This is a genomic window from Rhizobium sp. BK529 (assembly GCF_014194105.1).
Taxonomy (GTDB): Bacteria; Pseudomonadota; Alphaproteobacteria; order Rhizobiales; family Rhizobiaceae; genus Rhizobium.
Map to the genome: position 1 here is coordinate 246,404 of NZ_JACIAU010000002.1, position 24,867 is coordinate 271,270.

General features: G+C 59.2%; 22 protein-coding genes. 13 read left to right on the plus strand and 9 right to left on the minus strand.

The genetic code is table 11. The features are described 5' to 3' along the window. Positions 1-4: 4 nt before the first annotated feature. Both FHX08_RS18260 and FHX08_RS18265 read left to right on the plus strand, forming a co-directional pair. The gene (locus FHX08_RS18260; RefSeq protein ID WP_184327481.1) at positions 5-973 is read left to right on the plus strand and encodes an ABC transporter ATP-binding protein; all 969 of its coding nucleotides are present in this window, start codon (positions 5-7) and stop codon (positions 971-973) included. A gap of 4 nt (positions 974-977) precedes the next feature. Then, positions 978-1,970: an oligopeptide/dipeptide ABC transporter ATP-binding protein gene (locus tag FHX08_RS18265; protein ID WP_312862154.1), complete on the plus strand. Its 993-nt coding sequence runs from the start codon at positions 978-980 to the stop codon at positions 1,968-1,970. A gap of 134 nt (positions 1,971-2,104) precedes the next feature. Here the strand turns inward: FHX08_RS18265 and FHX08_RS18270 are convergent, their stop codons facing one another. Continuing rightward, entirely contained in the window at positions 2,105-2,461 is a 357-nt protein-coding gene (locus FHX08_RS18270; protein ID WP_184327485.1) for an SPW repeat protein, read from the minus strand. Positions 2,462-2,635: 174 nt separating this feature from the next. Between FHX08_RS18270 and FHX08_RS18275 the strand changes: the two genes are divergently transcribed. Both FHX08_RS18275 and FHX08_RS18280 read left to right on the plus strand, forming a co-directional pair. After that, the gene (locus tag FHX08_RS18275; protein ID WP_132654772.1) at positions 2,636-3,619 is read left to right on the plus strand and encodes a zinc-dependent alcohol dehydrogenase family protein; all 984 of its coding nucleotides are present in this window, start codon (positions 2,636-2,638) and stop codon (positions 3,617-3,619) included. Between the two features lie 201 nt (positions 3,620-3,820). After that, positions 3,821-5,425 (plus strand): bifunctional aminoglycoside phosphotransferase/ATP-binding protein, encoded by a 1,605-nt coding sequence (locus tag FHX08_RS18280; RefSeq protein ID WP_184327487.1) that lies wholly within the window; start codon positions 3,821-3,823, stop codon positions 5,423-5,425. 184 nt (positions 5,426-5,609) lie between these two features. On the opposite strand, the gene FHX08_RS18285 is transcribed toward FHX08_RS18280, so the two are convergent. The 6 genes from FHX08_RS18285 to FHX08_RS18310 form a co-directional block, all read right to left on the minus strand. After that, positions 5,610-5,942: a chaperone modulator CbpM gene (locus FHX08_RS18285; RefSeq protein WP_184327489.1), complete on the minus strand. Its 333-nt coding sequence runs from the start codon at positions 5,940-5,942 to the stop codon at positions 5,610-5,612. Positions 5,943-5,944: 2 nt separating this feature from the next. Then, a complete protein-coding gene (locus FHX08_RS18290; protein WP_184327491.1) occupies positions 5,945-6,865 on the minus strand; it encodes a DnaJ C-terminal domain-containing protein in 921 nt (306 codons plus the stop codon). A gap of 381 nt (positions 6,866-7,246) precedes the next feature. Continuing rightward, on the minus strand, positions 7,247-8,023 hold the full coding sequence (locus tag FHX08_RS18295) for a MetQ/NlpA family ABC transporter substrate-binding protein (protein ID WP_184327493.1): 777 nt from the start codon (positions 8,021-8,023) through the stop codon (positions 7,247-7,249). A 42-nt stretch (positions 8,024-8,065) separates the two neighbouring features. After that, entirely contained in the window at positions 8,066-8,734 is a 669-nt protein-coding gene (locus FHX08_RS18300; protein ID WP_184327495.1) for a methionine ABC transporter permease, read from the minus strand. Then, positions 8,724-9,755, minus strand: coding sequence for a methionine ABC transporter ATP-binding protein (locus tag FHX08_RS18305; RefSeq protein WP_132655433.1), 1,032 nt, complete (start codon positions 9,753-9,755; stop codon positions 8,724-8,726). The genes FHX08_RS18300 and FHX08_RS18305 overlap by 11 nt, the downstream gene beginning before the upstream one ends. Positions 9,756-10,254: 499 nt before the next feature. Continuing rightward, positions 10,255-11,046, minus strand: a complete 792-nt coding sequence (locus FHX08_RS18310; RefSeq protein WP_184327496.1) for a phenylalanine 4-monooxygenase — start codon at positions 11,044-11,046, stop codon at positions 10,255-10,257. A 123-nt stretch (positions 11,047-11,169) separates the two neighbouring features. On the opposite strand from FHX08_RS18310, the gene FHX08_RS18315 reads away from it, so the two are divergent. Continuing rightward, positions 11,170-11,631 (plus strand): Lrp/AsnC family transcriptional regulator, encoded by a 462-nt coding sequence (locus FHX08_RS18315; protein ID WP_184327498.1) that lies wholly within the window; start codon positions 11,170-11,172, stop codon positions 11,629-11,631. A 14-nt stretch (positions 11,632-11,645) separates the two neighbouring features. On the opposite strand, the gene FHX08_RS18320 is transcribed toward FHX08_RS18315, so the two are convergent. Next, positions 11,646-12,146, minus strand: a complete 501-nt coding sequence (locus tag FHX08_RS18320; protein WP_184327500.1) for an Lrp/AsnC family transcriptional regulator — start codon at positions 12,144-12,146, stop codon at positions 11,646-11,648. A gap of 127 nt (positions 12,147-12,273) precedes the next feature. Between FHX08_RS18320 and hppD the strand changes: the two genes are divergently transcribed. The 5 genes from hppD to FHX08_RS18345 all read left to right on the plus strand — a co-directional run bounded on the left by hppD (position 12,274) and on the right by FHX08_RS18345 (position 18,872). Continuing rightward, positions 12,274-13,383 carry a 4-hydroxyphenylpyruvate dioxygenase gene (gene hppD, locus FHX08_RS18325; RefSeq protein WP_184327502.1) on the plus strand — a complete coding sequence of 370 codons (1,110 nt, stop codon included), beginning with the start codon at positions 12,274-12,276 and terminating at the stop codon, positions 13,381-13,383. 69 nt (positions 13,384-13,452) lie between these two features. Further along, entirely contained in the window at positions 13,453-14,814 is a 1,362-nt protein-coding gene (hmgA, locus tag FHX08_RS18330; protein WP_184327504.1) for a homogentisate 1,2-dioxygenase, read from the plus strand. A 49-nt stretch (positions 14,815-14,863) separates the two neighbouring features. Further along, entirely contained in the window at positions 14,864-15,889 is a 1,026-nt protein-coding gene (locus FHX08_RS18335; RefSeq protein ID WP_184327506.1) for a fumarylacetoacetate hydrolase family protein, read from the plus strand. Further along, a complete protein-coding gene (gene maiA, locus FHX08_RS18340; RefSeq protein ID WP_184327507.1) occupies positions 15,886-16,518 on the plus strand; it encodes a maleylacetoacetate isomerase in 633 nt (210 codons plus the stop codon). The genes FHX08_RS18335 and maiA overlap by 4 nt, the downstream gene beginning before the upstream one ends. 239 nt (positions 16,519-16,757) lie before the next feature. After that, positions 16,758-18,872, plus strand: coding sequence for a carboxy terminal-processing peptidase (locus tag FHX08_RS18345; RefSeq protein WP_184327509.1), 2,115 nt, complete (start codon positions 16,758-16,760; stop codon positions 18,870-18,872). Between the two features lie 2 nt (positions 18,873-18,874). On the opposite strand, the gene FHX08_RS18350 is transcribed toward FHX08_RS18345, so the two are convergent. Then, positions 18,875-19,750: an AraC family transcriptional regulator gene (locus tag FHX08_RS18350; RefSeq protein WP_184327510.1), complete on the minus strand. Its 876-nt coding sequence runs from the start codon at positions 19,748-19,750 to the stop codon at positions 18,875-18,877. Between the two features lie 213 nt (positions 19,751-19,963). On the opposite strand from FHX08_RS18350, the gene FHX08_RS18355 reads away from it, so the two are divergent. The 3 genes from FHX08_RS18355 to FHX08_RS18365 all read left to right on the plus strand — a co-directional run bounded on the left by FHX08_RS18355 (position 19,964) and on the right by FHX08_RS18365 (position 24,867). Continuing rightward, the gene (locus tag FHX08_RS18355; protein WP_132654802.1) at positions 19,964-21,430 is read left to right on the plus strand and encodes an alpha-glucosidase/alpha-galactosidase; all 1,467 of its coding nucleotides are present in this window, start codon (positions 19,964-19,966) and stop codon (positions 21,428-21,430) included. A 122-nt stretch (positions 21,431-21,552) separates the two neighbouring features. Further along, complete coding sequence (locus tag FHX08_RS18360; RefSeq protein ID WP_132654804.1) at positions 21,553-23,640, plus strand: ABC transporter substrate-binding protein; 2,088 nt, start codon at positions 21,553-21,555, stop codon at positions 23,638-23,640. Between the two features lie 219 nt (positions 23,641-23,859). Continuing rightward, a complete protein-coding gene (locus FHX08_RS18365) occupies positions 23,860-24,867 on the plus strand; it encodes an ABC transporter permease (RefSeq protein WP_132654806.1) in 1,008 nt (335 codons plus the stop codon).

Here is a 24,867-nt window from a genome sequence, read left to right on the forward strand (position 1 = left end):
GGAGATGACAAAACCCTTCTTTCAGGTCGACCGCCTCAATACCTGGTTCTTCACCCGTCAGGGCGTGATCAAGTCGGTGCGCGACATTTCCTTTAATCTCGGCCGCGGCGAAGTGCTCGGCATCGTCGGCGAATCCGGCTCAGGCAAATCGGTGACCGGCATGTCGATCATGGGCCAGATCGACGAGCCCGGCCGTATCGTCTCCGGCTCGATCATGCTTGACGGCGAGGAGCTGACCGCGCTCAGTTTTGAGGAGATGCGCCCCTATCGCGGCCGGAAGATCGCCATGGTCTTCCAGAATCCATTGATGACGCTGAACCCGCTGATGCGCGTGCGGGACCAGATGTATGAGGCAATCGGCGAGCACGAAAACGTTTCCCGCAGGGAAATGCACGACCGTTGCATCGAGGTGCTGAAAGCGGTCGGCATTCCCTCTCCTGAAGAGCGGCTGAATGCCTATCCGCACGAAATGTCCGGCGGCATGCGCCAGCGCGTCGTCATTGCCACTGCTCTCTTGATGAATCCCGACATGATCATCGCCGACGAGCCGACGACGGCGCTCGACGTCACCATCCAGGCGCAGATCATCTACCACATCCGCCGCCAGATCGACGAGCGTGGCCTTGGCATGATCTGGATCACTCATGATCTCTCGACGCTTTCCGAACTCGCCGACCGGATCATGGTCATGTATGCCGGCGCGACGATGGAAGTGGGCACGACGGAGGAAATCATCGGGGCGGCGCGCCATCCCTATACCCGCAAGCTCCTCGATTCCGTGCCCTCGCGCAACGTGCCGGGCGAAAAGCTGAAGCAGATCCCGGGCAACATGCCTTCGCTGCTGACGCTCGGAAAGGGCTGTCCCTTCGCGAGCCGCTGCGAGCGTGCCACAGCGGTCTGCAATGAGCCGGTGTCGGCGACGGAGGCATCTGCCACGCACCGCATCTGGTGCTACCATCCATTCGAGGACTGAAAGCGTGAAAGAGACCATTTTCGAGGCGAGGGATTTGTCGCGCAGCTTCACGGTGGGGCGCAGCGCCCTGCAGAAACTGGCGGACAGGCTTGCTCACATCCATCCGCCCGCCGCCCTGCGTGCCGTCGATAATGTCTCGCTGTCGCTGAAGGCCGGTGAAACGCTCGGCGTCGTCGGTGAGTCCGGTTGCGGGAAATCGACTTTGGCGCGTATGATCGCTGGCATCCTGCCGATTTCCTCAGGCGAGCGGCGATTTCGAGGCGAGGTCTATGAGAGCTTCCTTGCTCGCAAAAAGGACGCACTGAAGATTCAGATGGTCTTCCAGGACCCGCTCTCCTCGCTCAATCCGCGCTTGCGGGTGGGCGAGATCGTCGGCGAGGCGGCCGTGTTGCATGGCCTGGTGCGGCGCTCGAAGATGCGCGACTACGTCATCGACATCCTCGCTCGCGTCGGTCTGCCGGCCGATAGCATCAACCGCTATCCGCACCAGTTTTCCGGCGGCCAGCGCCAGCGCGTCGGCATTGCACGGGCGCTCGCCGTCAAGCCGGATATGCTGATATGCGACGAGGCAGTGGCGGCTCTCGACGTTTCGGTGCAGGCTCAGATCATCAATCTGCTGATGGACATCAAGCGTGACAGCGGTCTCGCCATGATCTTCATCAGCCACGACCTCGGCGTCATCCGCCATCTCTGCGACCGCGTCGCCGTCATGTATCTTGGCCGTGTTGTGGAACTTGCGGAAACCGAGCAGCTCTTCGCCGCCCCGACGCATCCCTATACGCGCATGCTGCTCGACGGTATGCCGAAGATTTCTCTCCAGCGCCGTCAGTTCATGCCAATCAACGGTGAAATCCCGTCGCCGCTTAATCCCCCCTCCGGTTGCCATTTCCATCCGCGCTGTCCGATGGCGACGGACCAATGCTGCTCCAGGCGACCGGAATTGCGTGAGGTAGCACCGGGGCATATGCATGCGTGCCTGAACATCGAGCCGGGTTGAAGAGGCCCGAAAAATCACGGGCATCCGGCAGCACTGGTGGGGTCAGACGTTGAGCGCCAGACTGAGTCGCCGAAAGCGCCGCCATGATCAGTATCGACATCGTCTGATGGTCCGATCACAGCAGTAAGGGTTCTTCAGCGGCCTTCTCGCGCTTTCGTGCTGCGAAGAACGGATATGCCGAGAACCACAAGAAAGATGCCGCAGATCAGTGCATTCCAGACGAAGAGCGGTTTTGCGGCGTCGTGGAATATCCATGGCGAAACAATGAGCCAGATACCGATCAAGAGATTCACCCACTCCTCCCACAGACGGTAGGAGGCGAGTGCTGCAGCGCTGAGGATGGCGACGGCGATGCCGCAGATGAGGACGTTCCAGGCGTCAGTGCCGAGCGGTACAGAGTCCGGACTGAAGCTTCCAAGTGCCCAGGGGGAGGCGATAAGCCATACAGCGATGATGAAGGCGCTGTGGTCTTGCCAGCGACGACGTTCCATTTCTCGATCTCCCTGATTTCACGAAAGCCAATCACAGCTGGCGGCCCCATTGCGTCGGATCAAATCCTCGCGGAGACGAATTCCCATGGGCGCACATGGCCTGTTTTTGACAACCGTCAATGACCGTTTGTCGTGATTTCAAGATCATGACATCCTGACGATGAGGAGCAGCTCATGAAGGCAATGGTCCTGGAAGCGATCGGGACGCCCCTGCGTGCGATGGATCGGCCTGATCCCGTGCCCGCAGCGGGGCAATTGATGATGAGGGTCGAGGCCTGCGCCGTGTGCAGGACGGACCTTCATGTCTGCGATGGCGATCTCCCCAATCCGAAGCTTCCGCTCATTCCCGGCCATGAGACCGTCGGCATCGTCGAGGCGGTCGGGGAGGGGGTCGGGCCGTCGCGCATCGGGCAAAGGGTCGGCGTGCCCTGGCTCGGTCACACATGCGGTTGCTGCTCCTTCTGCCGGAGCGGAGAGGAAAACCTCTGCGACGAGCCACAGTTTACCGGTTACACGCGTGACGGGGGCTTTGCCACCCATGTCGTTGCGGATGCCGACTATGCCTTTGTACTCGACAGTTCGGCCGATCCGGTTGCGCTTGCGCCGCTCCTCTGCGCGGGCCTCATCGGCTGGCGTTCGCTGAAGAAGGCAGGTGACGGCAAGAGGATAGGGCTCTACGGGTTCGGCGCGGCCGCGCATATCATCGCGCAGATCTGCCGTTGGCAGGGCCGCGAGGTCTACGCGTTCTCTCGCCCGGGCGATGAGACAGCGCAACGCTTCGCGTTCGAACTCGGCGCCGTCTGGGCAGGAGGCTCGCATGAACTGCCGCCTGTAGCGCTCGATGCGGCCATCATTTTTGCGCCCGTCGGCGAACTCGTGCCTGCCGCATTGAAGGCGGTGCGGAAGGGAGGCCGGGTCGTCTGCGGCGGCATCCACATGAGCGACCTGCCCGCAATGCCCTATTCGCTGATCTGGGGGGAGCGAGCGGTGGTTTCGGTCGCCAATCTAACGAGGAAGGACGCCGAGGAATTCTTCCCCGTTGCCTATCAGGCAGGTGTCCGAACCCACACGAAAACCTATCCGCTTGCGCATGCCAATGCGGCGCTTGACGATCTACGCGCCGGCCGTCTGAGCGGCGCGGCTGTCCTGAAGCCTTGAGTGGCGCTATCGGGATGGGGCGGTATCGGATCCGGTTTCGATCGTCTTGATAAAGACAGGCCCATCATCATCTCCCCGCCAGCGCCACGCTGTCGATTCTTCCCTATTCTGCGGCATCGATCCGATCATTGATGCGGGTCAATGCGTTGTCATGGGAGGATCGCAATACTGACGAAGCCAGGGGAACTGAAAGGTCTGCAGATGATCACCGAAGGCCAGTCGGCAACCATTTCCTTTCTCAGGGACACGTTGTCCCGAAATGCTGCGCCTGTCGAAACGATCGAGACGCATATATCGCGGATATTCCTGGCCGGGGAGCGGGCGTACAAGATGAAGCGCGCCGTGAAGCTGCCCTATGCCGATTTCTCCTCTCCGGAGATACGCCTCGCCGCATGCCGCAAGGAAATCGAGTTGAATACTCCAACCGCGCCCGGCATCTATCTCGGCGTCAGGACGATCACGCAGGAAGGGGACGGCAATCTTGCGCTCGACGGCCAGGGGCAATTGGTCGATGCTCTCGTGGAGATGCAGCGTTTCGATCAGTCGCTGTTGCTCGACCGTGTCGCCACGTCAGGCGGACTGACGGCATCGATGGTGAGCTCGCTGGCGAAGGCGATCGTCCGGTTCCACCGTCTCGCCCCGATCATCCATGACAGCTCAGGCGCGGCCAATATGGCTGCCGTTTTGAAGGTCAACGAGGCCGGCTTTGCGACCAGCCATGTTTTTTCTGCCGAAGAGGTTCGCGAACTGACAGCGGCCTTCGATCGCCGTCTGGCGCAACTGGCGGAATTGCTGGACCAGCGGGAACAGGCGGGCAAGGTTCGGCGTTGTCATGGCGATCTTCATCTTCGCAATATCTTCCTGCTCGATGGCGAACCCTGCCTGTTCGATTGTATCGAGTTCAACGATCAGATCGCGACGACCGATATCCTTTACGACCTTGCCTTCCTGTTGATGGATCTCTGGCATCGCGGGCATCCCGAATACGCAAATCTGGTGATGAACCGTTATCTCGACGAGATGGACGAGGAAGCCGGCTTTGCCGCGCTGCCTTTCTTCATCGCCGTGCGCGCGGCTGTGCGGGCGCATGTGACCGCCACCCAGGCGGAAGACGCGGGTGAACGGGCGGCGATGCTGGCCGGCGAGGCGCGCTCCTATTTTGAGCTTGCCCGCTCCTTGCTGCAGCCGGCGGCGGGACGGCTCGTGGCTATTGGCGGCCTCAGCGGATCGGGAAAGACGACGCTTGCGGAGGCGCTGGCGCCGCGCATCGGCCAGGCGCCGGGCGCGCGGATCATCGAAAGCGATCGCATTCGCAAGGCAATGCATGGCGTTCCGGCCGAGACGAGGCTGCCGCAGGCTGCATATCGGCCCGAGATCTCCGCAAAGGTCTATGAGGAGATGGCCTGGCGAGCTCGCCTCATCCTTGCAGAAGGCGGCTCCGCGGTGGCCGATGCGGTCTTCGACAAACCGGCCAACCGGCGGATGATCGAGGTAGCGGCAGAAGAATGCCACCATCCCTTCTCGGCCTTCTGGCTCGAAGCTGATCCGGCATTGCTGCTGCGGCGCGTTGCGACCCGCATCGGCGGCCCCTCCGACGCGACGGTTGATATTCTGGCGCATCAGCTTGCGCATGATACGGGAGCCGTTGCGTGGCCGCGCCTCGACGCCACCCGGCATGCGGAAAGGATCGCCGATGAGATCATCCATCTCATCGGGGAGAAAGGTTCGGAGCCCGCTTCTGCGAATGCCGAAGCCCGGCCGCTTCTTCAAGCCATCCAAATGCGGCTCCGTGACTGGCAGCGGTGAAGGCCTGCACAGGCAAGCATGTCGTGGCGAATTGAGGTGCCCGAACAGCTTGCCTTGCCACAGGTCACCGGTCCGTCACGGGTCGTGCGGCATCTCAGTCTTGCCCTTGCGGAGCATTGTCGTTAGAGACCAGGAAACGTGCACAAGCGAGTGCCGGACGAAATTAGTGAAAGCCGTACCTGATCTATAAGCGGCCGATATCGTCGAGTTCGCCCAGTGCGCCAAGCAGTCGCTGCCGGATCTTCGCATCCTGCCTGTTGATCGCCGTCACGAGCTGGCGCATGGTGCCGCGCATACCGTGCAACTGATCGACCAGGTCCATGATGAGATCGACGCCGGCCTCGTTGACGCCCATGCGGTGCGTCAGATCGAGGATGAGACGGGCGCGGGCGAGATCGGCATCGCCGAACCGGCGCCGGCCCTCACGCATTGCAGGAACTAGCCAGCCCTGCTCTACCCAAAGGTCGAGTTCCCTCACTTCGATTTTCAGGTGGAGACGGAATTCATGATCGTCCATGGTCAGATCTCCATCTTGCTCCTGGGATCATGCGCGTTTGCGCCCGCCCAGTTCCTGACGAAGGCAGCCAGCTGCTCGTCCGGCTGATCGGGCAGCATGATCTTCAACGTGACATAGACATCGCCGGCGTCGCCACCGCGCTTTGGAACACCCTTGCCTTTCAGGCGCAGGACCTTACCGCTGCTGGAATTGGGCGGCAGCGTCAGATTGACGGGGCCGGAGGGCGTTGGCACACGCACCTTGCCGCCGAGCACCGCTTCGGCAAGCGTCACGGGCAGGTCGAGGCGGATATCGTCGCCGGTGCGGGTGAAGAAGCGGTGCGGGCGTACGCGGATATCGATCAGCGCATCACCGGCGGGGCCGCCGCCGACACCGGGCTCGCCCTTACCGCGCAGACGCAGCGTTTGGCCGTCACGCGAGCCGGGCGGGATCTGCACATCGAGCGCCGGTCCGTCCGGCAACTTCACCTGCGTCTTCGTCCCGTTGACGGCATCGAGGAAATCGACGTCCATCGAGAAGTGCATGTCCTGGCCACGGGAGCGGAACTGCCTACCGCCACCCGCGGCACGGCGCGAGAAGAAGCTTGCGAAGAGATCGTCGGCTTCGCCGAAATCGGCAAAGCCGGCGCCGTTATGGTAGGCGTCGCCCGGGCCGCTCGCCGAGGCATAGTCGCGATAATAGCTGCGGGGCGGCTGCTCGGCTCCGGTGATGTCGATCTCGCCACGATCGAAGCGACCGCGCTTTTCTTCGTCGCCCAGGATTTCATAAGCGGTAGAAATGTCCTTGAACTTCGCCTCGGCCTTCTTGTCGCCGGGGTTCAGGTCGGGATGGAGCTTCTTGGCGAGCTTGCGGAATGCACTCTGAATTTCCTTCTGGGTCGCATCCCGTTTCACGCCCAGAAGCTCGTATGGGTCTTGGCTCATACAGGTCTCCGTGTAAGGGCAGCAAATACTGCGCAATGATTTGGCGCTGATATAGGTTGCCGATCCCGCCTCGGGGAGAGGAGAGCGGGATTGTCTTGTCATTCTCCATAATTAGAAAGGACGGCAGCTTCGAAACGTTGGTTGAAGCGGATGAGAAACAGCCCCGCTAGCAATCCCGACGTCCCGACTTCTACCAGCCAACGAAAAGAGGCGAATGGGACGGATATCGATGAAATTGAGAGTTGCGGCTCAGGCGCCTCACGCCACGGACGCCCAGCCATTCAATCCAGTGGCTTAAACCGTATCGATTCCAGCCGCCGATCAACAAAAAACGGCCCGGCAGGGCCGGACCGTTCCGTGTCATTACTGCGTGTAGCGGCCTTACCAGGACGGGATCAAGGCACCCTTGAATTGCTCGTTGATGAACTTTCGGATGCTTTCATCGTGATAGGATTCGACCAGCGTCTTGGCCCAGGGCGCGTCCTTGTCGGCAGCGCGAACGACGATGACGTTAGCGTAAGGCGACTTTTCACTTTCGATGGCGATAGCGTCGGTCTTCGGATGCAGGCCGGCTTCCATGGCATAGTTGGTGTTGATGACGGCGGCATCGACATCTTCAAGCGAACGCGGCAGCTGCGCGGCATCGATCTCGGCGAACTCGATGTTCTTCGGGTTCTCGACGATATCGGCGACAGTCACCTTGATGCCCGGGTTTTCCTTGAACTTGATCAGGCCCTTGCTAGCGAGAACCAGAAGTGCGCGGCCGCCATTGGTCGGGTCGTTCGGGATGGCGACGGTCGCGCCTTCTTTCAACTCATCGAGGCTCTTCACCTTCTTGGAGTAGACGCCCATCGGGGTGGTGATGGTCGTGCCGATGGTGACGAGGTCGAACTTGCGATCGGCGATCTGATTGTCGAGATAGGGCTGGTGCTGGAACGAGTTGGCTTGAATGTCGCCATCGGCGAGCGCCTGGTTCGGTACGACATAGTCAGAAAATTCGACGATCTCGATGTTGAGCCCCTTGGTCTTGGCGATTTCGGCAACCTTTTCCATGATCTGGGCGTGCTCGCCCGGCGTGACGCCGACCTTGATGTCTTCGGCGAAGGCCGAGCCAGCAGCAAAGACCGCAATCGCGGCTGCGATGATGAACTTCTTCATTGGTATCTCCTTGGTATGTCTATCGGGTATGCATGTAAGAGATCAGGTCTTCCGGTTGCGCTTGTCGAAGCGCCGGGCAAGCCCGTCGCCGGCGCTTTGAACCGCCTGCACAAGCACGATCAGCACGATGACGACGAGCACCATCATCTCGGGATTGAAGCGCTGGTAGCCGAAGCGGATGCCGAGGTCACCCAGACCACCGCCGCCGACAGCCCCGACCATGGCCGAGTAGCCGATCAGGCTGACGATCGTCATCGTTAGCGCCATGACGATGCTCGGCCGCGCCTCGGCGAGCAGCACCTTGAAGACGATCTGGAACGGTGTCGCCCCCATGGCGCGGGCGGCTTCGATCAGGCCCTTGTCGACCTCGCGGATCGCGGATTCGACTAGGCGCGCGAAGAACGGGATGGTGGCGATAGTGAGCGGCACGATCGCGGCCCAGGTCCCGATCGACGTACCGGTCAAAAGCCGTGTCAGCGGTACGATGGCAACGACCAGGATGATGAACGGTGTCGAGCGCGCCGCATTGATAATAAGGCCGAGTATGCGATTGGTGGTGGGCGCCGGAAAAAGCTCGCCTCTGCCGCTGGTGGCAAGAAATACGCCGATCGGCAGTCCGATGATAGAGCCGACGATACCGGCGACGAAGACCATCTGCAGGGTCTGCATCAGCGCCTTGGAGAGCAGGTTGAAGAGCATATCAGGCGACATAACCGAGCACCTCCGTGGCGAGACCTGTTTCGGCGTAGAAGCGATTGGCGCGCGCCACGACATCCGGCTCAGCCGAATAGGAGACGACAAGCGAACCGAATGGCTCGCCTGCTATCTCCTCGATCGCGCCAGCGAGGATATTGAGGTCGGAGTCGAGTTCGGCGACCAGCCGACCGGTGAGCGGCTTGAAAGCTGTATCCCCGAAAAACACCAGCCGGACTAGCACCCGGGCGCCGGCAGACGGCTGCGGCTTGACGGTGGAGCGCAGCCATTGCGGCAGCTTCAGGGCCGAGGCGAGCAACGTTCGCGTCGTGTCGTGCTGTGGGTGCGTGTAGACATCGAAGGTGCGGCCGGATTCGACGATCCGGCCGGCGTCGATGACGGCTACGTGGCTGGCGATGGTTTTTACGACTTCCATCTCGTGCGTGATCAGGAGAACTGTGAGACCGAGTTCGGCATTGATCCGCTTCAGGAGTTCAAGAATCGACTGCGTCGTCTCCGGATCAAGCGCCGAGGTCGCTTCGTCGGATAGCAGCAGTTTCGGATCGGTGGCCAGCGCGCGGGCAATGCCGATACGCTGCTTTTGGCCGCCGGAAAGCTCCGACGGGTAGCTGCCGGCCTTGTTGCCGAGACCGACGAGATCAAGCAGCGGCCCGACCTTGGTGCGGATCGTCTTTTTATCGACGCCGGCGATCTCCAGCGGCAGCGCCACATTGTCGAAAGCCGTGCGTGACGACAGAAGGTTGAAGTGCTGGAATATCATGCCGATCTGGCGGCGCAGGCTCCGCAATCCGTCCTCGCCGAGCGCCCCCACGTCCACACCATCAACGAGCACCTTGCCCGACGTTACGGTCTCAAGCCCGTTGACCATGCGGATCAGAGTCGATTTGCCAGCGCCCGAGCGCCCGATAATGCCGGTGATGGCGCCGCGGCCAACGGTGAGATCGACGCTCTCGACGGCTGTGAAGCCTCCTTCGCCGGCAGGCCCGTAGCGCTTTCCGGCGCCTTGGAAAGCCACCATCGGCACCGAATGTATCGCGCCCGCCGGATCGCTTCCGAACTGACCGTTTGCCGCGGTGCTGGCAGCCGCTTGTTGGCCCGGATGTTGCGTTGTCATGCTATGCTCTTAAGCGTTCGTCTTCATAAACTGGCGGCTCTATAACCGCAAATGCACGGATTAGCCAATCAGGCCGCACATTCGAAGACAAACAGAGGTCCGGCGCATAGGAGAGAGCTTTCACTGCAAGCGATCGCGAGAGGCGATCGGCCTCTCTTGTCGATGACACTTATCCCGCAGCCACCTGCTGCTGCCCAGGGATATTTATCCGCTCGTGCGGTGCCGCAGGAAAAATATTCCTACTTGTTGTCGCGGCTCAACGTGAGCGTCATTGGTTCGGTGACGTTCACTGTGCCCCCTGCAAGGTATGCCGCTGCACTGGCGGCAAAGGGTTTATGGCTCCATGAACCAATCCGGTGGTAGTCCGGCTCGGTCCTGCTCAGGCGGTCGATCATCCGGCGATTCAGGAAGCTTTGGCCTCGAAAGCGGGGGCAAAATCACCCAGCGATTTCGCCTTCAGAATCGTGCCCTCGATATCCTGCTCCACGATCGCTTCAAGATCCGCGAAGCTATCGATGACATAGTAGATTGGCTGGAGAATATCGATCCGGTACGGCGTCCTCAGCACGGTCAATAGATCGAACGGTCTGAATTCGCACGCCGTGCCTTCTGTTGCCGCCTTCGCCTCGCTTGGCGATGAGACGATGCCCGCGCCGAAGCAGCGGCGGCCCCGCGGCGTATTGATCAGGCCAAATTCGACGGTGAACCAAAAGATCCGGAACAGATGCCATGAGTAACCCTTACCAAGGCGGACGGCAGTTTCGCCGAAATGCCGGACGAAATTGGCGTAACTCTGGTTGGTCAGCATGGGGCAATGCCCGAAAACCTCGTGAAACAGGTCCGGTTCCTCGATATAGTCGATATGCTCGCGGCGGCGGAGGAACGTTGCAAGCGGAAATTTGCCCTGCGACAGGAGTTCATAAAAGCGCGAGGGCGGAATAAGCGCCGGAACGCCCTCGACGCCGAAGCCGGTGGTTTCATTTAGACGCCGGTTCACATCGAGAAGCTGAGGCACTTTGTCTGGCTTCAGCCCTAGCATTTTGACGCCGTCAAGATATTCGCGACAGGCCGTATCGGCGAGAAGTTTCATCTGACGCCGGTACAGCTCGCCCCAAATCGCATCTTCTTCGGGAGTGTAGGAATACAAACCATCCAGACCGGGCAGTTTGGCGGTGTAGGTGCTTTCCTTGGTCATAGGCTGATCCTCCCAGGCACAGCGATATTCCTGCCATTATGATCCGAATTTGGAGGATTTTCTTTTCTTTCCAGGCGACTATTGCCATAATAGTGAGAAATATTCCCTGATATGATGCAAAAGATGAAAGAACCTGGGAATTTTCGCCGTACGCTTCTGCGGCTCATTCAGGCCGACGGCAGCCTTTCGCTGGCAGACCTCGCGGAAAAAGCCGGCATGTCGCAGAGCTCGGCGTGGCGGAAGATCCAGGAGCTGGAAGCCGATGGCGTCATCCGAAAACGCGTAACGTTGCTTGATCCCGGAAAACTTGATCTCAAGCTCTGTGTCATCGCGCATGTGACGCTGGAAGATCATCACGAAGAAGCGGTTGCCTCTTTCGCGTCGGTGGTGCTGGAGCGGCCGGAGATCATGGAGTGCTACGCCTTGTCAGGCGCCTTCGATTACATGCTGAAGATAAGGGCCAAGGACGTGGAAAGCTACGAAGCCTTCATGACCCGCTATCTCATGCGCAATCCGCATGTGCGCACGGTCGTATCCAGCTTTGTGCTGCGCGAGCTGAAATTCTCGACCGAACTGCCGCTCTGAGACTTGGTGCCGGGTCACCGCGTGCTGTCGCCATGCCAGCTGCTCGGCATGTGTATCGGAAACCCTTCGAAGGTCTTCAGCGTATCGAGCACGATCGACGTCTTGACGTGCTGTACCGACTCGTGGGGCAATAAAACGTCGTTGACGAATTTGGAGAGGTCGGAGAGCCCGCGGGTCGCGACCTTCAGGTGATAGTCCATTTCACCGGTCAGCGCATAGGCTTCGAGAACTTCCGGCAAACCGTTGATCAGCTGCGAAAATCTGCGCGCATTATCCCTGTTGTGGGTCGCAAGCGTCACGGAAATGACCACCAGCATATCCAGCCCCAACTTCTGTTGATCCAGATAGGCCCGGTAGCTGCGAATATATCCCTCGGCCTCCAGTCGCGTGCGCCGGCGCGAGCATTGCGAGGGTGAAAGCGCGATCCGCTCCCCCAGTTCGTTGTTCGTCAATCGCCCGTCTTTTTGAAGCTCCTGGAGCAGGCGCAAATCCAGTTTGTCGAGCTGCTCATCCATTGCGCGAAATCTCCAAAATCCTCACGAACCGTGCATAATCTTCTCCATCAGCATGAAGAATGCAAGAACTTTGCACGCGTTTTGGGCCACACTTTGCATATCAAAGTCCAGTTCCCAGGAGGAGAAAATGGGCCCTTTTCCGCATGATGCGCCACCCTCGGAAATTACCGCCGACAACCCGGCCGGCACCGACGGATTCGAGTTCGTTGAATTCGCCCATCCTGAACCCGAGACGCTGCGCGAGCTCTTCGCACGCATGGGTTATGTCCCAGTCGCAAGGCATAAGACGAAAGACATCACCGTCTGGCGTCAGGGCGACATCAACTATATCCTGAACGCCGAGCCAGGCAGCCATGCCGCCCGTTTCGTCGCAGAACATGGTCCTTGCGCTCCGTCGATGGCATGGCGCGTTGTCGACGCCAAACACGCCTTCGACCACGCCGTGTCAAAAGGCGCTGTCCCCTATGAAGGGAATGACAAGGCGCTCGATGTGCCAGCGATCATCGGCATTGGCGGTTCACTGCTCTATTTCGTCGAGACCTATGGGGCAAAAGGATCGGCATACGATGCCGAGTTCGACTGGCTCGGGGAGCGCAACCCGCATCCAGAGGGGATCGGTTTCTACTATCTCGACCATCTCACTCACAACGTGTTTCGCGGCAACATGGATAAGTGGTGGGATTTCTACCGAAACCTGTTCAATTTCAAGCAGATCCATTTCTTCGACATTGATGGGCGTATCACCGGGCTGGTGAGCCGCGCCATCACATCGCCCTGTGGCAAGATCCGTATTCCGTTGAATGAATCGAAAGACGACACCAGCCAGATCGAGGAATATCTGAAGAAATACAGGGGCGAGGGCATCCAGCACATCGCCGTTGGGACGGAAGATATCTACGAGGCGACCGACAGGCTCGCCGACAATGGCCTGCGGTTCATGCCTGGTCCTCCGGAGACATATTACGACATGTCCTATGAACGCGTGAACGGCCATAGCGAACCTGTCGACCGCATGAAGAAGCACGGCATCCTCATCGACGGCGAAGGCGTGGTGAACGGCGGCATGACGAAAATCCTGCTCCAGATCTTCTCGAAAACCGTCATCGGGCCAATTTTCTTCGAGTTCATCCAGCGCAAGGGCGACGAGGGTTTCGGAGAGGGTAACTTCCGTGCCCTCTTCGAGTCGATCGAGGCCGATCAGATCAAACGTGGTGTCATCGGCACTGCAGCGGAGTAAACTTTCGGAGCGATCTCGCGCGTCTGAGCGACGCGCGGGTACCGCAGAGTTTTCGGGGAGGAGCTGAGCATGGACCAGACATCGATCCAGCCATCGGATGGTGAAGCCTTGACGGCAAATAAACTGAAATATATGCCGGGCTTCGGCAATGACTTCGAAACCGAGTCCCTTCCCGGCGCTTTGCCGCAAGGGCAGAACAGCCCTCAGAAATGCAACTACGGTCTTTATGCCGAGCAGCTTTCCGGCTCCCCTTTCACTGCACCGCGCGGCACGAATGAAAGGTCTTGGCTTTATCGCATTCGCCCGAGCGTGCGTCACACAAGCCGCTTCTCGAATGCCTTCTATCCGCACTGGAAGACCGCACCTTGTCTTGACGAACATTCGCTTCCCCTTGGGCAGCTTCGCTGGAATCCCATCCCCACGCCCACGGAGACGCTGACGTTTCTTCAGGGGGTGCGGACGATGACGACGGCGGGCGATGTCACGACCCAGGCGGGCATGGCCGCACACGCCTACGTCTTCAATGAGGACATGGTCGACGATTATTTCTTCAACGCCGACGGCGAATTGCTGATCGTGCCGCAGCTCGGTGCCATCAAAGTGTTCACCGAAATGGGCATCATGGATGTCGAGCCCCTGGAAATATGCCTGATCCCCCGCGGCATGATGTTTAAGGTCCTGCGCAGCGGCGAGCAGACTTTTTGGCGCGGATATATGTGCGAAAACTACGGCGCGAAATTCACGCTGCCGGAACGCGGACCCATCGGAGCGAACTGCCTGGCAAACCCGCGCGACTTCAAGACACCTGTGGCGGCTTTTGAGGACAAGGAAAAGCCGTGCCGCGTGCATGTAAAGTGGTGCGGAAAATTCTACGTCACTGATATCGGCCACTCGCCGCTCGATGTGGTGGCCTGGCATGGCAATTACGCCCCCTTCAAATACGACTTGCGGACCTTTGCGCCAGTCGGCGCAATCCGCTTCGATCATCCCGATCCGTCGATTTTTTCCGTGCTGACCGCGCCGACTGAAGATGCAGGGACCGCGAATGTCGACTTCGTGATCTTTCCGCCGCGTTGGCTTATCGCCGAACACACATTCCGCCCGCCCTGGTATCACCGCAATATCATGAGCGAGTTCATGGGCCTGATCCATGGCCAGTATGACGCCAAGGAGGAGGGCTTCGTGCCGGGCGGCATGAGCCTGCACAATATGATGCTTCCCCACGGGCCGGACGCGCTCGCCTTCGAAAAGGCATCCAATTCCGAGCTCAAACCCGTGAAGCTGGATAATACCATGGCTTTCATGTTCGAGACCCGGTACCCGCAGCAACTGACGAAATACGCAGCCGAGCTTGAAACGCTGCAGGACAATTACCTGGAGTGTTGGGACGGCCTGGAACGCAAGTTCGACGGAACCCCTGGTATCAAATGATGGCATCAAGTGATGATCGGCCAAGCATCTTCTGGCACGGGGAAGGAACATGAAGCTTGCGACGTTGAAAGACTCCACGAGAGACGGCCGGCTCGTTGTCGTCTCCCGCGACCTCACCCGCTGCTCCGAAGTCACTCACATTGCCTGCACGTTGCAGGCTGCTCTCGATGATTGGGAGCACGTCGCCCCGAGGCTCGCGTTGATTGCCGAAGGCGTCGAGACTGGAGCCCAGCCGACGATCCGGTTTCACGAACACAATGCCGCGTCGCCATTGCCGCGCGCCTACCAATGGGCCGACGGTTCGGCCTATCTCAACCACGTTGAACTGGTTCGCAGGGCACGGGGCGCCGAGATGCCGGCGAGCTTCTGGTCCGATCCGCTAATGTATCAAGGTGGTTCCGACGGGTTCCTTGCGCCTCGCGACCCGATCGTGGTGGCTGACGAGGCTTACGGGATCGACATGGAGGGCGAGGTTGCCGTCATCACCGGCGATGTTGCCATCGGCTCCGATCTGGACACGGCGCGTAGCGCCATTCGGCTGGTGATGCTCGTCAACGATGTATCGCTGCGCGGTCTCATACCGGACGAATTGGCCAAGGGATTTGGTTTCTTTCAGTCCAAGCCGTCATCGGCATTTTCTCCGGTCGCGGTAACGCCAGACGAATTGGGGAAGGCGTGGGACGGGGGCAAGGTGCATCTTCCGCTGCTTGTGAGCTTGAACGGCAAGGCATTCGGTAAGGCGAACGCCGGTGTCGACATGGCGTTTGATTTTGGCCAGCTGATCGCCCATGCCGCCAAAACTCGCAATCTGGCGGCCGGGACGATCATCGGATCGGGAACGGTCTCCAACAAGCTGGACGGCGGTCCGGGTAGGGCGATCGAAGACGGAGGGGAAGGCTATTCATGCATCGCTGAAATACGGATGATTGAGATGATAGAAACTGGATTGCCAAAGACTCCGTTCATGAAGTTCGGGGATCAGGTCCGCATCGAGATGAAAGATCATGCCGGTCATTCAATCTTCGGGGCGATCGAGCAGACGGTCGAAAGATACAAGGGGGCCGGGCTGCGATGAGCGAGGTCGTTCTTTACGACTACTGGAGGTCATCGGCGAGTTATCGCGTCCGCATCGCGCTCAATCTCCTGGCGATCGACTATAAGATAATTCCCGTCAACCTGCTGGAGGGAGCGCATAAGAAACCTGAATATCTGGCGCTCAATCCGCAGGGGCTCGTGCCGACATTGGTGATCGACGGTAGAATTTTGACCGAGTCACTGGCAATCATCGAATATCTGGCCGAGGTTCGGCCGGAATGCGGATTGCTGCCAGCGGATATTGCCGCTCGTCAGAAAGTTCGCGCCGTCGCATATGCGGTCGCCATGGATATCCACCCGATATGCAACATGCATGTCGTGATGCATCTTACGAGCATAACTGACAAGGCTGACGCTCGCGAGGAATGGATGAAACACTTCATCACGGACGGACTTCGTAAACTCGAAGCCATGATCGGCAAATTCGAAGGAGAGTTCAGCCTTGGGGATGCGCTGACAATGGCGGATCTCTGTCTTGTTCCACAAGTCTATAATGCCCGCCGCTGGGGAGTCGATATGACCGATTTCAGGCGCATCGTCGCCGTCGACGCCAGATGTGCCGAGCTAGCGGCCTTCCAGGAGGCGCATCCCGACAGGGTGAAACCGTAATGGATCCGAGCCTCGACGAGAAACGAAGTGCCAATGTGGATTCGGTGACAGCCCACTTCATGATCCTGGCGTCCGGACCTTGCGAGTGAGATCTGGCGGACGATCGAAGGTTTTCCAATTTGTAACCAATGAGGCCGAGAAGAATCGGCACAGATGAACCATTTGGTTGCCAAAAAACCATAATTGCTCCACCTAGATCTCACATCGACCACCGGCATTGAAAATTGGATCACGGCTGAATGCGCATACCCTACGTTTTTCTTGGTGCATTTCTTGCAATCGCACAGTGCGCTTATGCTGAAGTCGCATCACCGCCTGCTCTGGCGCCGTTGAAGCGACAGGCGCAGGCTGCTGAGCTGAGTGCGCAATTTCTCACGCGTTACAGCTACAAGTCCATTCCTCTCGACGATGCCATGTCGGCCAAGATCATGGATCGGTTCATCAAATCACTTGATCCGGATCGCATGCTCTTCCTGCAAGCGGATATCGACAGATTCATGTCTGACCGCAACGAGATCGACGATGCCATCGAACGGCAGGACTTGAAGATCCCATTTGCGATCTTCAATGTGTACGAACAGCGCGTTATCGACCGCATGACCTATGCGCGCGACCTGCTTAAGCAGGGCTTCGATTTCAGCACGCAGGAAACTTACTCCGTGCTGCGCGACAAAGAGCCGTGGCCGAAGTCGGAGGCCGAGAGCGATGAGCTTTGGCGCAAGCGCGTCAAAAACGATTGGTTGCGGTTGAAATTGGGCGGCAGGACCGACGCGGATATTCGTCAAACGCTCGACAAACGCTATGCAAATACTCTCGATGGCGTTTACAAATATAAAAGCGACGATGTTTTCCAGTCGTTCATGGACGCCTATGCAACGTCGGTCGACCCGCACACCGACTATTTTGGCGCAGCTGCTTCGGCCGATTTCAATATCTCGATGAAGCTTTCGCTGTTTGGTATCGGCGCGGTGCTGCAGGACCGCGACGGTTACACGACGATCCGTGAGCTCGTGCCCGGCGGGCCGGCACAGTTATCCGGCAAGCTCGCAGTCGGAGACCGCATTACCGGCGTTGCCCAAGGCAAGAATGGGCCGGTCAAAGAGGTGGTGGGTACGCGTCTCGATGAGGTCGTGCAGCTGATACGCGGAAAGAAAGGTTCCGTCGTGCGTCTGGACATCCTGCCGGCCGATGCCGGAGCGGATGGCGCTCATCGCATCATCAGCCTGGTGCGCGATAAAATCAGTCTCGAAAAGCAGGCTGCCAGCAAAACAGTGCTATCCGTAAAAGTGGGTGACGCCACACGCAAAATCGGGGTGATTACTCTGCCGGTATTCTATGAGGATTTTGAAGCCCGACGCAAAGGGGACAAGGACTACAAAAGTGCAAGTCGCGACGTCGCAAAGCTTCTCGACGAACTGAAGCAGGAAAAGGTCGATAGCGTTCTCATCGATATTCGCAACAATGGCGGCGGTTCATTGGACGAGGCAATTGATTTGACCGGCCTGTTCATCGGCAATGGCCCCGTCGTTCAGCAGCGCAGCAGCGACGGCAAGGTCGAGGTCAGAAGCGCTGACCTTTCGGCGCCTGTCTGGACGGGCCCGCTGGGTGTCCTGATCAATCGCGGCTCAGCGTCGGCTTCGGAAATTTTTGCCGCGGCCATCCAGGATTACGGCCGAGGTGTGATCATCGGCGAACCCAGTTTCGGGAAGGGTACGGTTCAGACCGTGGTCGATCTCGACCAGGTGGTTCGCAACAGCAAACCCGAATTCGGCGAACTGAAGGTGACGATTGCGCAGTTTTTCCGCGTCAATGGTGGTACGACGCAACTGCGCGGGGTAACGCCGGATATCAGCTTGCCGGGACTTTCCGATCCGACGAGCCTCGGCGAGACCAGTTATGACAATGCCCTGCCGTGGGCGCAGATCAAGCCCGCCAGCTACACCCCCGCCGACACTGTCTCGACTTTGTTGCCGGCATTGCAAAGCCGCCACGATGCGCGGGTTGCGAGCGACCCGGATTTCCAACGCCTGGTAAAGGACATTGCCGACCTGAAGGCGCAGCGTGAGAAAGGGGTTATCTCCCTCAATGAAGCCGAGCGCCGCAAAGAAGCGGCTGCCCGAGCACAGCGCCTCAAGTCTCGAGCGCAATCAAGCGATGGCGAAGATACCGGCGGAGATGACGGTCTGCAGTCAGACGAGCGCAGTCTGAGCGCTGATATTGCCATTGAAAATGCCCGCAAGAATGCAAAAGACGTCTTGCTGAACGAGTCCGCCGCCATTCTTGCTGACGAGGCGGATTTGCGGGAAGGCACCAAGGCAGCCACCAAACAATCAGGAAGCACGAATGGAAAGTAACCCTACCGGCTGCGGCCGATGCTCGCATACATGCCGGTCGTTCGGAATTCGGTCGGAGTGATGCCATAGACGCGCCGGAAAACCTTGGCGAAGTAGTTGGCGTCTTCGAAGCCGCACATGATCGAGACTTCCTTGACCGGCAGAAAATCAGCCTTGGTCAATAGTTTTGCGGCGCGCTGCAGGCGCTGCTGCAGCACATATTCGGCCGGCGGCACGCCCTCGCTTTCGGCAAAGCTGCGGGAGAAATGAGCGCGGCTCAGGCCGACGATCGCCGCAAGATCATTGACCGGCAGCGGTTTTTCCAGATTGGCGTTAATGTGGTCGATCACCGGCTGCATGGCGCTCTGTTCGGCCATGAAGGCCGGCGCGCCAAAAATATCGTCGTAAAGCGCCATTGCGGCTTCATAAGCGATTGCCGAGGCAGAACCGGGAGTGTTTGCGCCCTTGACGAGGCGCAGGCTGCAATCGGCCAGACGGTCGATGGTCTGTGGCTGCAGCTTCAGCACGGGGCCAGCGAGCGCCAGCACCATCTTATGGATGCGCAGCGTCTCCTCGCCATTCATCGAGATCCAGAAATATTCCCAGCGCTCGCCCTTTTCCAGCCAGTAGCGGTGGTTGTGCGGCACCAGCACCATCATCGTGTCACCGCTCTGGAGCTTGTAATTGCGGTTCTGGTAGCGCAGGCGGCCGGTGCCGCTGATCGTGTGCTGCAGCACCGTGAAAGGGGTCTGGCCGCGCTTTCTGCCGTCCCAGTCATAGGTTTCGTCTTCGCGCACCTCGTAGCCGGCGCTTGTCGGCATGGCATGCAGCCGCTGGCGCCCGCGCGGCAGCGAAACTGTCCTCATCGACTGTCCGTTGGCGATCAAATCCTGCAGCACAAAATTACCCTCGAAAGCATAATCCTTCTCTGGCCGCTCCTTCGAATATGCGCATAATCCCCTCTCACAAGAGGAAGAGATCGCGGTCGAAAGAATGGCCGGGAGGAATACAGGCACCATTTCCGGTATTTTTAGCCGACATGTGCTAGCATGCCGTCCGGCCCTCCTTTGTTGTCTTTCTCCCTAGCATTTGATCGGATCGAGGTGAAGGATATGAGTTTCAAAATCGCTATCATCGGGGCAGGCAGTGTCGGTTTCACCAAGAAGCTGTTCACGGACATTCTCTGCGTGCCGGAATTCAAGGACATCGAATTCGCGCTGACTGACCTCAGCGAGCATAACCTCCAGATGATCAAGGCGATCCTCGACAAGATCGTCGAGTCGAACAAGCTGCCGACAAAGGTGACGGCGACGACAGATCGCCGCAAGGCGTTGGAAGGTGCCCGTTATGTCATCAGCTGCGTGCGCGTCGGCGGGCTGGAAGCCTATGCCGACGACATCAGAATTCCCCTGAAATATGGTATCGACCAGTGCGTCGGCGATACGATCTGCGCCGGTGGCATTCTCTACGGCCAGCGCAATATTCCGGTCATCCTCGATTTCTGCAAAGATATCCGCGAGGTCGCGGCACCCGGTGCGAAATTCCTGAACTACGCCAATCCGATGGCGATGAACACCTGGGCGGCCATCGAATACGGCAAGATCGATACGGTCGGCCTCTGCCACGGGGTCCAGCACGGCGCCGAACAGATTGCCGAAGTGCTCGGAGCCAAGTCACCAAACGAACTGGACTACATCTGCTCCGGCATCAATCACCAGACCTGGTTCGTCGATCTGCGTCTCAATGGCCGCAAGATCGGCAAGGATGAGCTGGTCGCAGCCTTCGAGGCCCATCCGGTCTATTCGCAGCAGGAGAAGCTGCGCATCGACGTCCTGAAGCGTTTCGGTGTCTACTCGACCGAAAGCAACGGCCATCTCTCCGAATACCTGCCCTGGTATCGCAAGCGGCCTGACGAAATCACCAAGTGGATCGACATGTCTGACTGGATCCACGGCGAAACCGGCGGTTATCTGCGCCACTCGACCGAGACCCGCAACTGGTTCGAGACGGAATTCCCGCAATTCCTCGCCTCGGCCGAAAAGCCCATCGATCCGGCCAAGCGATCCAACGAGCATGCAAGCCATATCCTCGAGGCGCTGGAAACCGGTCGCGTCTATCGCGGACATTTCAACGTCAAGAATACCGGTGTCATCACCAACTTGCCGTCAGACGCGATCATCGAGTCGCCCGGCTTCGTCGATCGCTTCGGCATCAACATGGTCTCCGGCATCACCATTCCAGAAGCCTGTGCGGCGACCTGCATCTCATCGATCAATGTCCAGCGCATGTCGGTTCATGCGGCTATTTCGGGCGATATCGATCTTCTGAAGCTTGCGGTCCTGCACGACCCGCTGGTTGGTGCGGTTTCGACGCCCGAAGAAGTTTGGCAGATGGTGGACGAAATGGTCGTCGCCCAGGCCCGCTGGCTGCCGCAATATGCTGATGCCGTTCCGGCTGCCAAGGAGCGGCTGGCGAACGCGAAGGTGAAGACGAGGGAGTGGGAAGGGGCCGCGCGTCGCCACGTCCGCTCCATCGAGGAGCTTCGCGTCGAAAAGGCGGCGCTGAAGCAGGCTGTTTGAATTAGATGAAAGAAGCTGCGGCGGTCCTTCGGGAGGAAGACCATCGCGCTGAAGCTTCCTTCATCGTCGTTTGAGGAGAAGCGGAGACGCGAGCAAGCGCTCCGGAACAAGAGGGAGAGACGATGACGAAATTCCGTAAGATCGGCATCTTGGCGGGACTGGCGCTTGGCGTTTCAGTCGCGGCGCTGCATGCCTATGCGTCCGAGCCGACGGTACCGCCGGCTCCGCCGGCCTTCCCGGCGGAAGGCAAGATCAAATATGTGTCCCGCGATTCCATCCTGGAGTTCAAGGCGCTGCCCGAATACCATGAGCCGGACTGGGTGACGAAGAATTTCGTCGATACCGGCAAGCTGCCGGCGGTCAAGGATCGCCTGCCTAAGGAACCGATGGTCTTCAAGACCGAGAACATGCCTGATGGTCCCGGCGTCTATGGCGACGTGATGCGCCATGTCATCGGCGGCCGGCCGGAGGGCTGGAACTACGGCGCCGGCCAGACGCAGGGCTGGGGCGGCATCGACATCGGCCTCTCCGAATGCCTGACGCGCACAGCACCGCTCTTCCAGGTGGAGGCCAAGGATACCGAGCCGTTGCCCAACCTTGCCAAGGGCTGGGAGTGGTCGCAGGACGGCCACAAGCTGACCATGCACCTGATCGAAGGCGCCAAGTGGTCCGACGGCGCGCCCTTTAATGCCGATGACCTCATGTTCTATTGGGAAGACGAAGTCATCGACCCGAACGTTTCGCCGCTCGGCGGCGGCGCATCGCCGGAAGCTTTCGGCGAGGGAACGACCCTTACGAAGATCGATGACTACACGGTCGAATGGACCTTCAAGGAAGCCTTCCCGAAGCAGTATCTCTATACGATGGCCTATCCGAACTTCTGCCCGGGTCCGTCGCATATCCTGAAGCCCCAGCACCCGAAATATTCCAAGAACACCTACGATCAGTTCAAGAACGCTTTCCCGCCGGAATTCATGAATATGCCGGTCATGGGCGCCTGGGTGCCGGTCGAATATCGGCCCGACGACATCATCGTCATGCGCCGCAATCCCTATTATTGGAAGGTCGACGAGAAGGGCAACCAGCTGCCTTATCTCAACGAGCTGCACTACAAGCTCTCCACCTGGGCCGACCGTGACGTGCAGGCGGTTGCCGGTTCTGCCGATTTCTCGAACCTCGAGCAGCCGGAAAATTTCGTGGCCTCGCTGAAGCGTGCTGCCGAAAAGACCGCTCCTGCGCGTCTCGCCTTCGGCCCGCGCCTTATCGGCTATAACCTGCGCATGAACCTCTCGGGCAATGGCTGGGGTGATCCCGACGCCCGCGGTCAGGCCATTCGCGAACTCAACCGAAACGAGGACTTCCGCAAGGCGGTGACCATGGCAGTCGACCGCAAGGCGATCGGCGACTCCCTCGTCAAGGGACCGTTCACGGCGATCTATGCAGGTGGCCTCTCATCCGGGACGAGTTTCTATGATCGCAACTCGACCGTCTATTATCCCTTCGACCTAAAGGGTGCCAAGGCGCTGCTTGCCAAGGTCGGCCTGAAGGATACCGATGGCGATGGTTTCGTGAACTTCCCGGCCGGAACCGCAGGCGGCAAGGACGTCGAAATCGTGCTTCTCGTCAACAACGACTACACGACGGACAAGAGTCTTGCCGAGGGTGTCGTCGGTCAGATGGAGAAGCTCGGCATCAAGATCATCATCAATGCCCTTGATGGCCCGAAGCGCGACAACGCGCATTATGCCGGCCAGTTCGACTGGCTGATCCAGCGCAACACAACCGAGCTCGCCTCAGTGGTGCAGAACACCGAACAGCTTGCCGCTGTCGGCCCGCGCACCAGCTGGCACCACCGTGCCGGCAAGGATAATCAGCTCGACCTCCTGCCTTACGAAAAGGAGCTTGCCGATATCGTCAACAAGTTCCGCACGAGCCAGGACAATGAGGAACGCGTTGCGCTCATGAAGCAGTACCAGAAGACGGCGACCGAACATGTCGATACCGTCGGCCTGACCGAATATCCGGGCGCGCTCATCATCAACAAGCGCTTCTCGAACATTCCCGAGGGTACGCCGATCATGATGTTCAATTGGGCCGAGGATTCCATCATCCGCGAGCGTGTGTGGGTGGCTGCCGACAAGCAGGGCAAGTACGAACTCTTCCCTCAACAGCTTCCCGGTAAGCCCGGGGACAAGGGTCCGATAAACTAAGAGCAATTCCCAGCAAAAGTGCACAGCGGTTTTGCGTGCGGGATTGCGTGAAAACAAAGAGATAGAGCATCTCCATGGCTCGAAAAATGGAGATGCTCGAGGAGCTCCCTCCCGAACGACAAGAGCTTCCGGTCGCGCGTGCTGCGCGCGGCCGGTCATAATTAACAAGCCGGCCGCGCTGAGACGAGCGACTGGCGGCAAGGAGAAGCGAACCGTCTGATGTTACGATTCCTGCTCATGCGTATCGCCTCGGCGATCCCCGTCCTCTTCATCCTGAGCGTGGTGACCTTCGCCATCATCCAGGCACCGCCCGGAGATTATGCTGATTACATCCGTTCGCAGTTGATCAATCAGGGCGGGGCTTCCTTTGCGCAAGCCGATGCCCAGGCCCAGGCCTACCGTGTCGAACACGGCCTCGATCAGCCGCTTGTCGTCCAATACGTCAACTGGATCACGGGCATCGTAACCAAAGGCGATTTCGGCTACAGCATGTTCTACAACAAGCCGGTTGCCGACGTGGTCGGCGAGCGCCTGCCGCGCACGCTGGCGCTCGCGCTGGTCTGCCACATTTTTGCGTCTATCCTCGGCATCACCTTCGGCATCTGGGCGGCGACCCGCCAATATAGCTGGATCGACAGCCTGCTCTCCGGCATCTCTTTCCTCGGCATGACGGTACCGCGCTTTCTCATGGCGCTGATCATCGTCTACCTGCTCGTCTTCCAGTTCAATGTGACGGAAATCGGCAGCTTCTTCTCGCCGCAATATGGCGGAGCGCCATGGTCCTGGGCGAAATTCATGGATCTCGTGAGCCACGTCTGGCCGGTCGTAGCGATCGCCACCTTCGGCGGGCTCGCCTATAACATGCGCGTCATGCGCGGCAACCTGCTCGATACGCTGAACGCTCAATATGTCGAGACAGCGCGCGCCAAGGGGCTTTCGGGGGGCGCGGTTGTCATGCGCCACGCCGTTCCCAACGCGCTGCATCCGCTCGTCATGTATCAGGGTGTCGTGCTTCCCTATATGCTGACCGGCGAGATCGAGACCGCGATTATCTTTGCGCTACCGACCGTCGGTCCGGCGATCGTCGGCTCTATGGCGATCGGTGACGTCTATGTCACTGCAACGTTCATGCTGGTGCTGTCTGCAACACTGATCGTCGGCAATATCATCGCCGATATGCTGCTTGCCATGCTCGATCCGCGGGTCCGTCAATATGGAGGAGCCTGA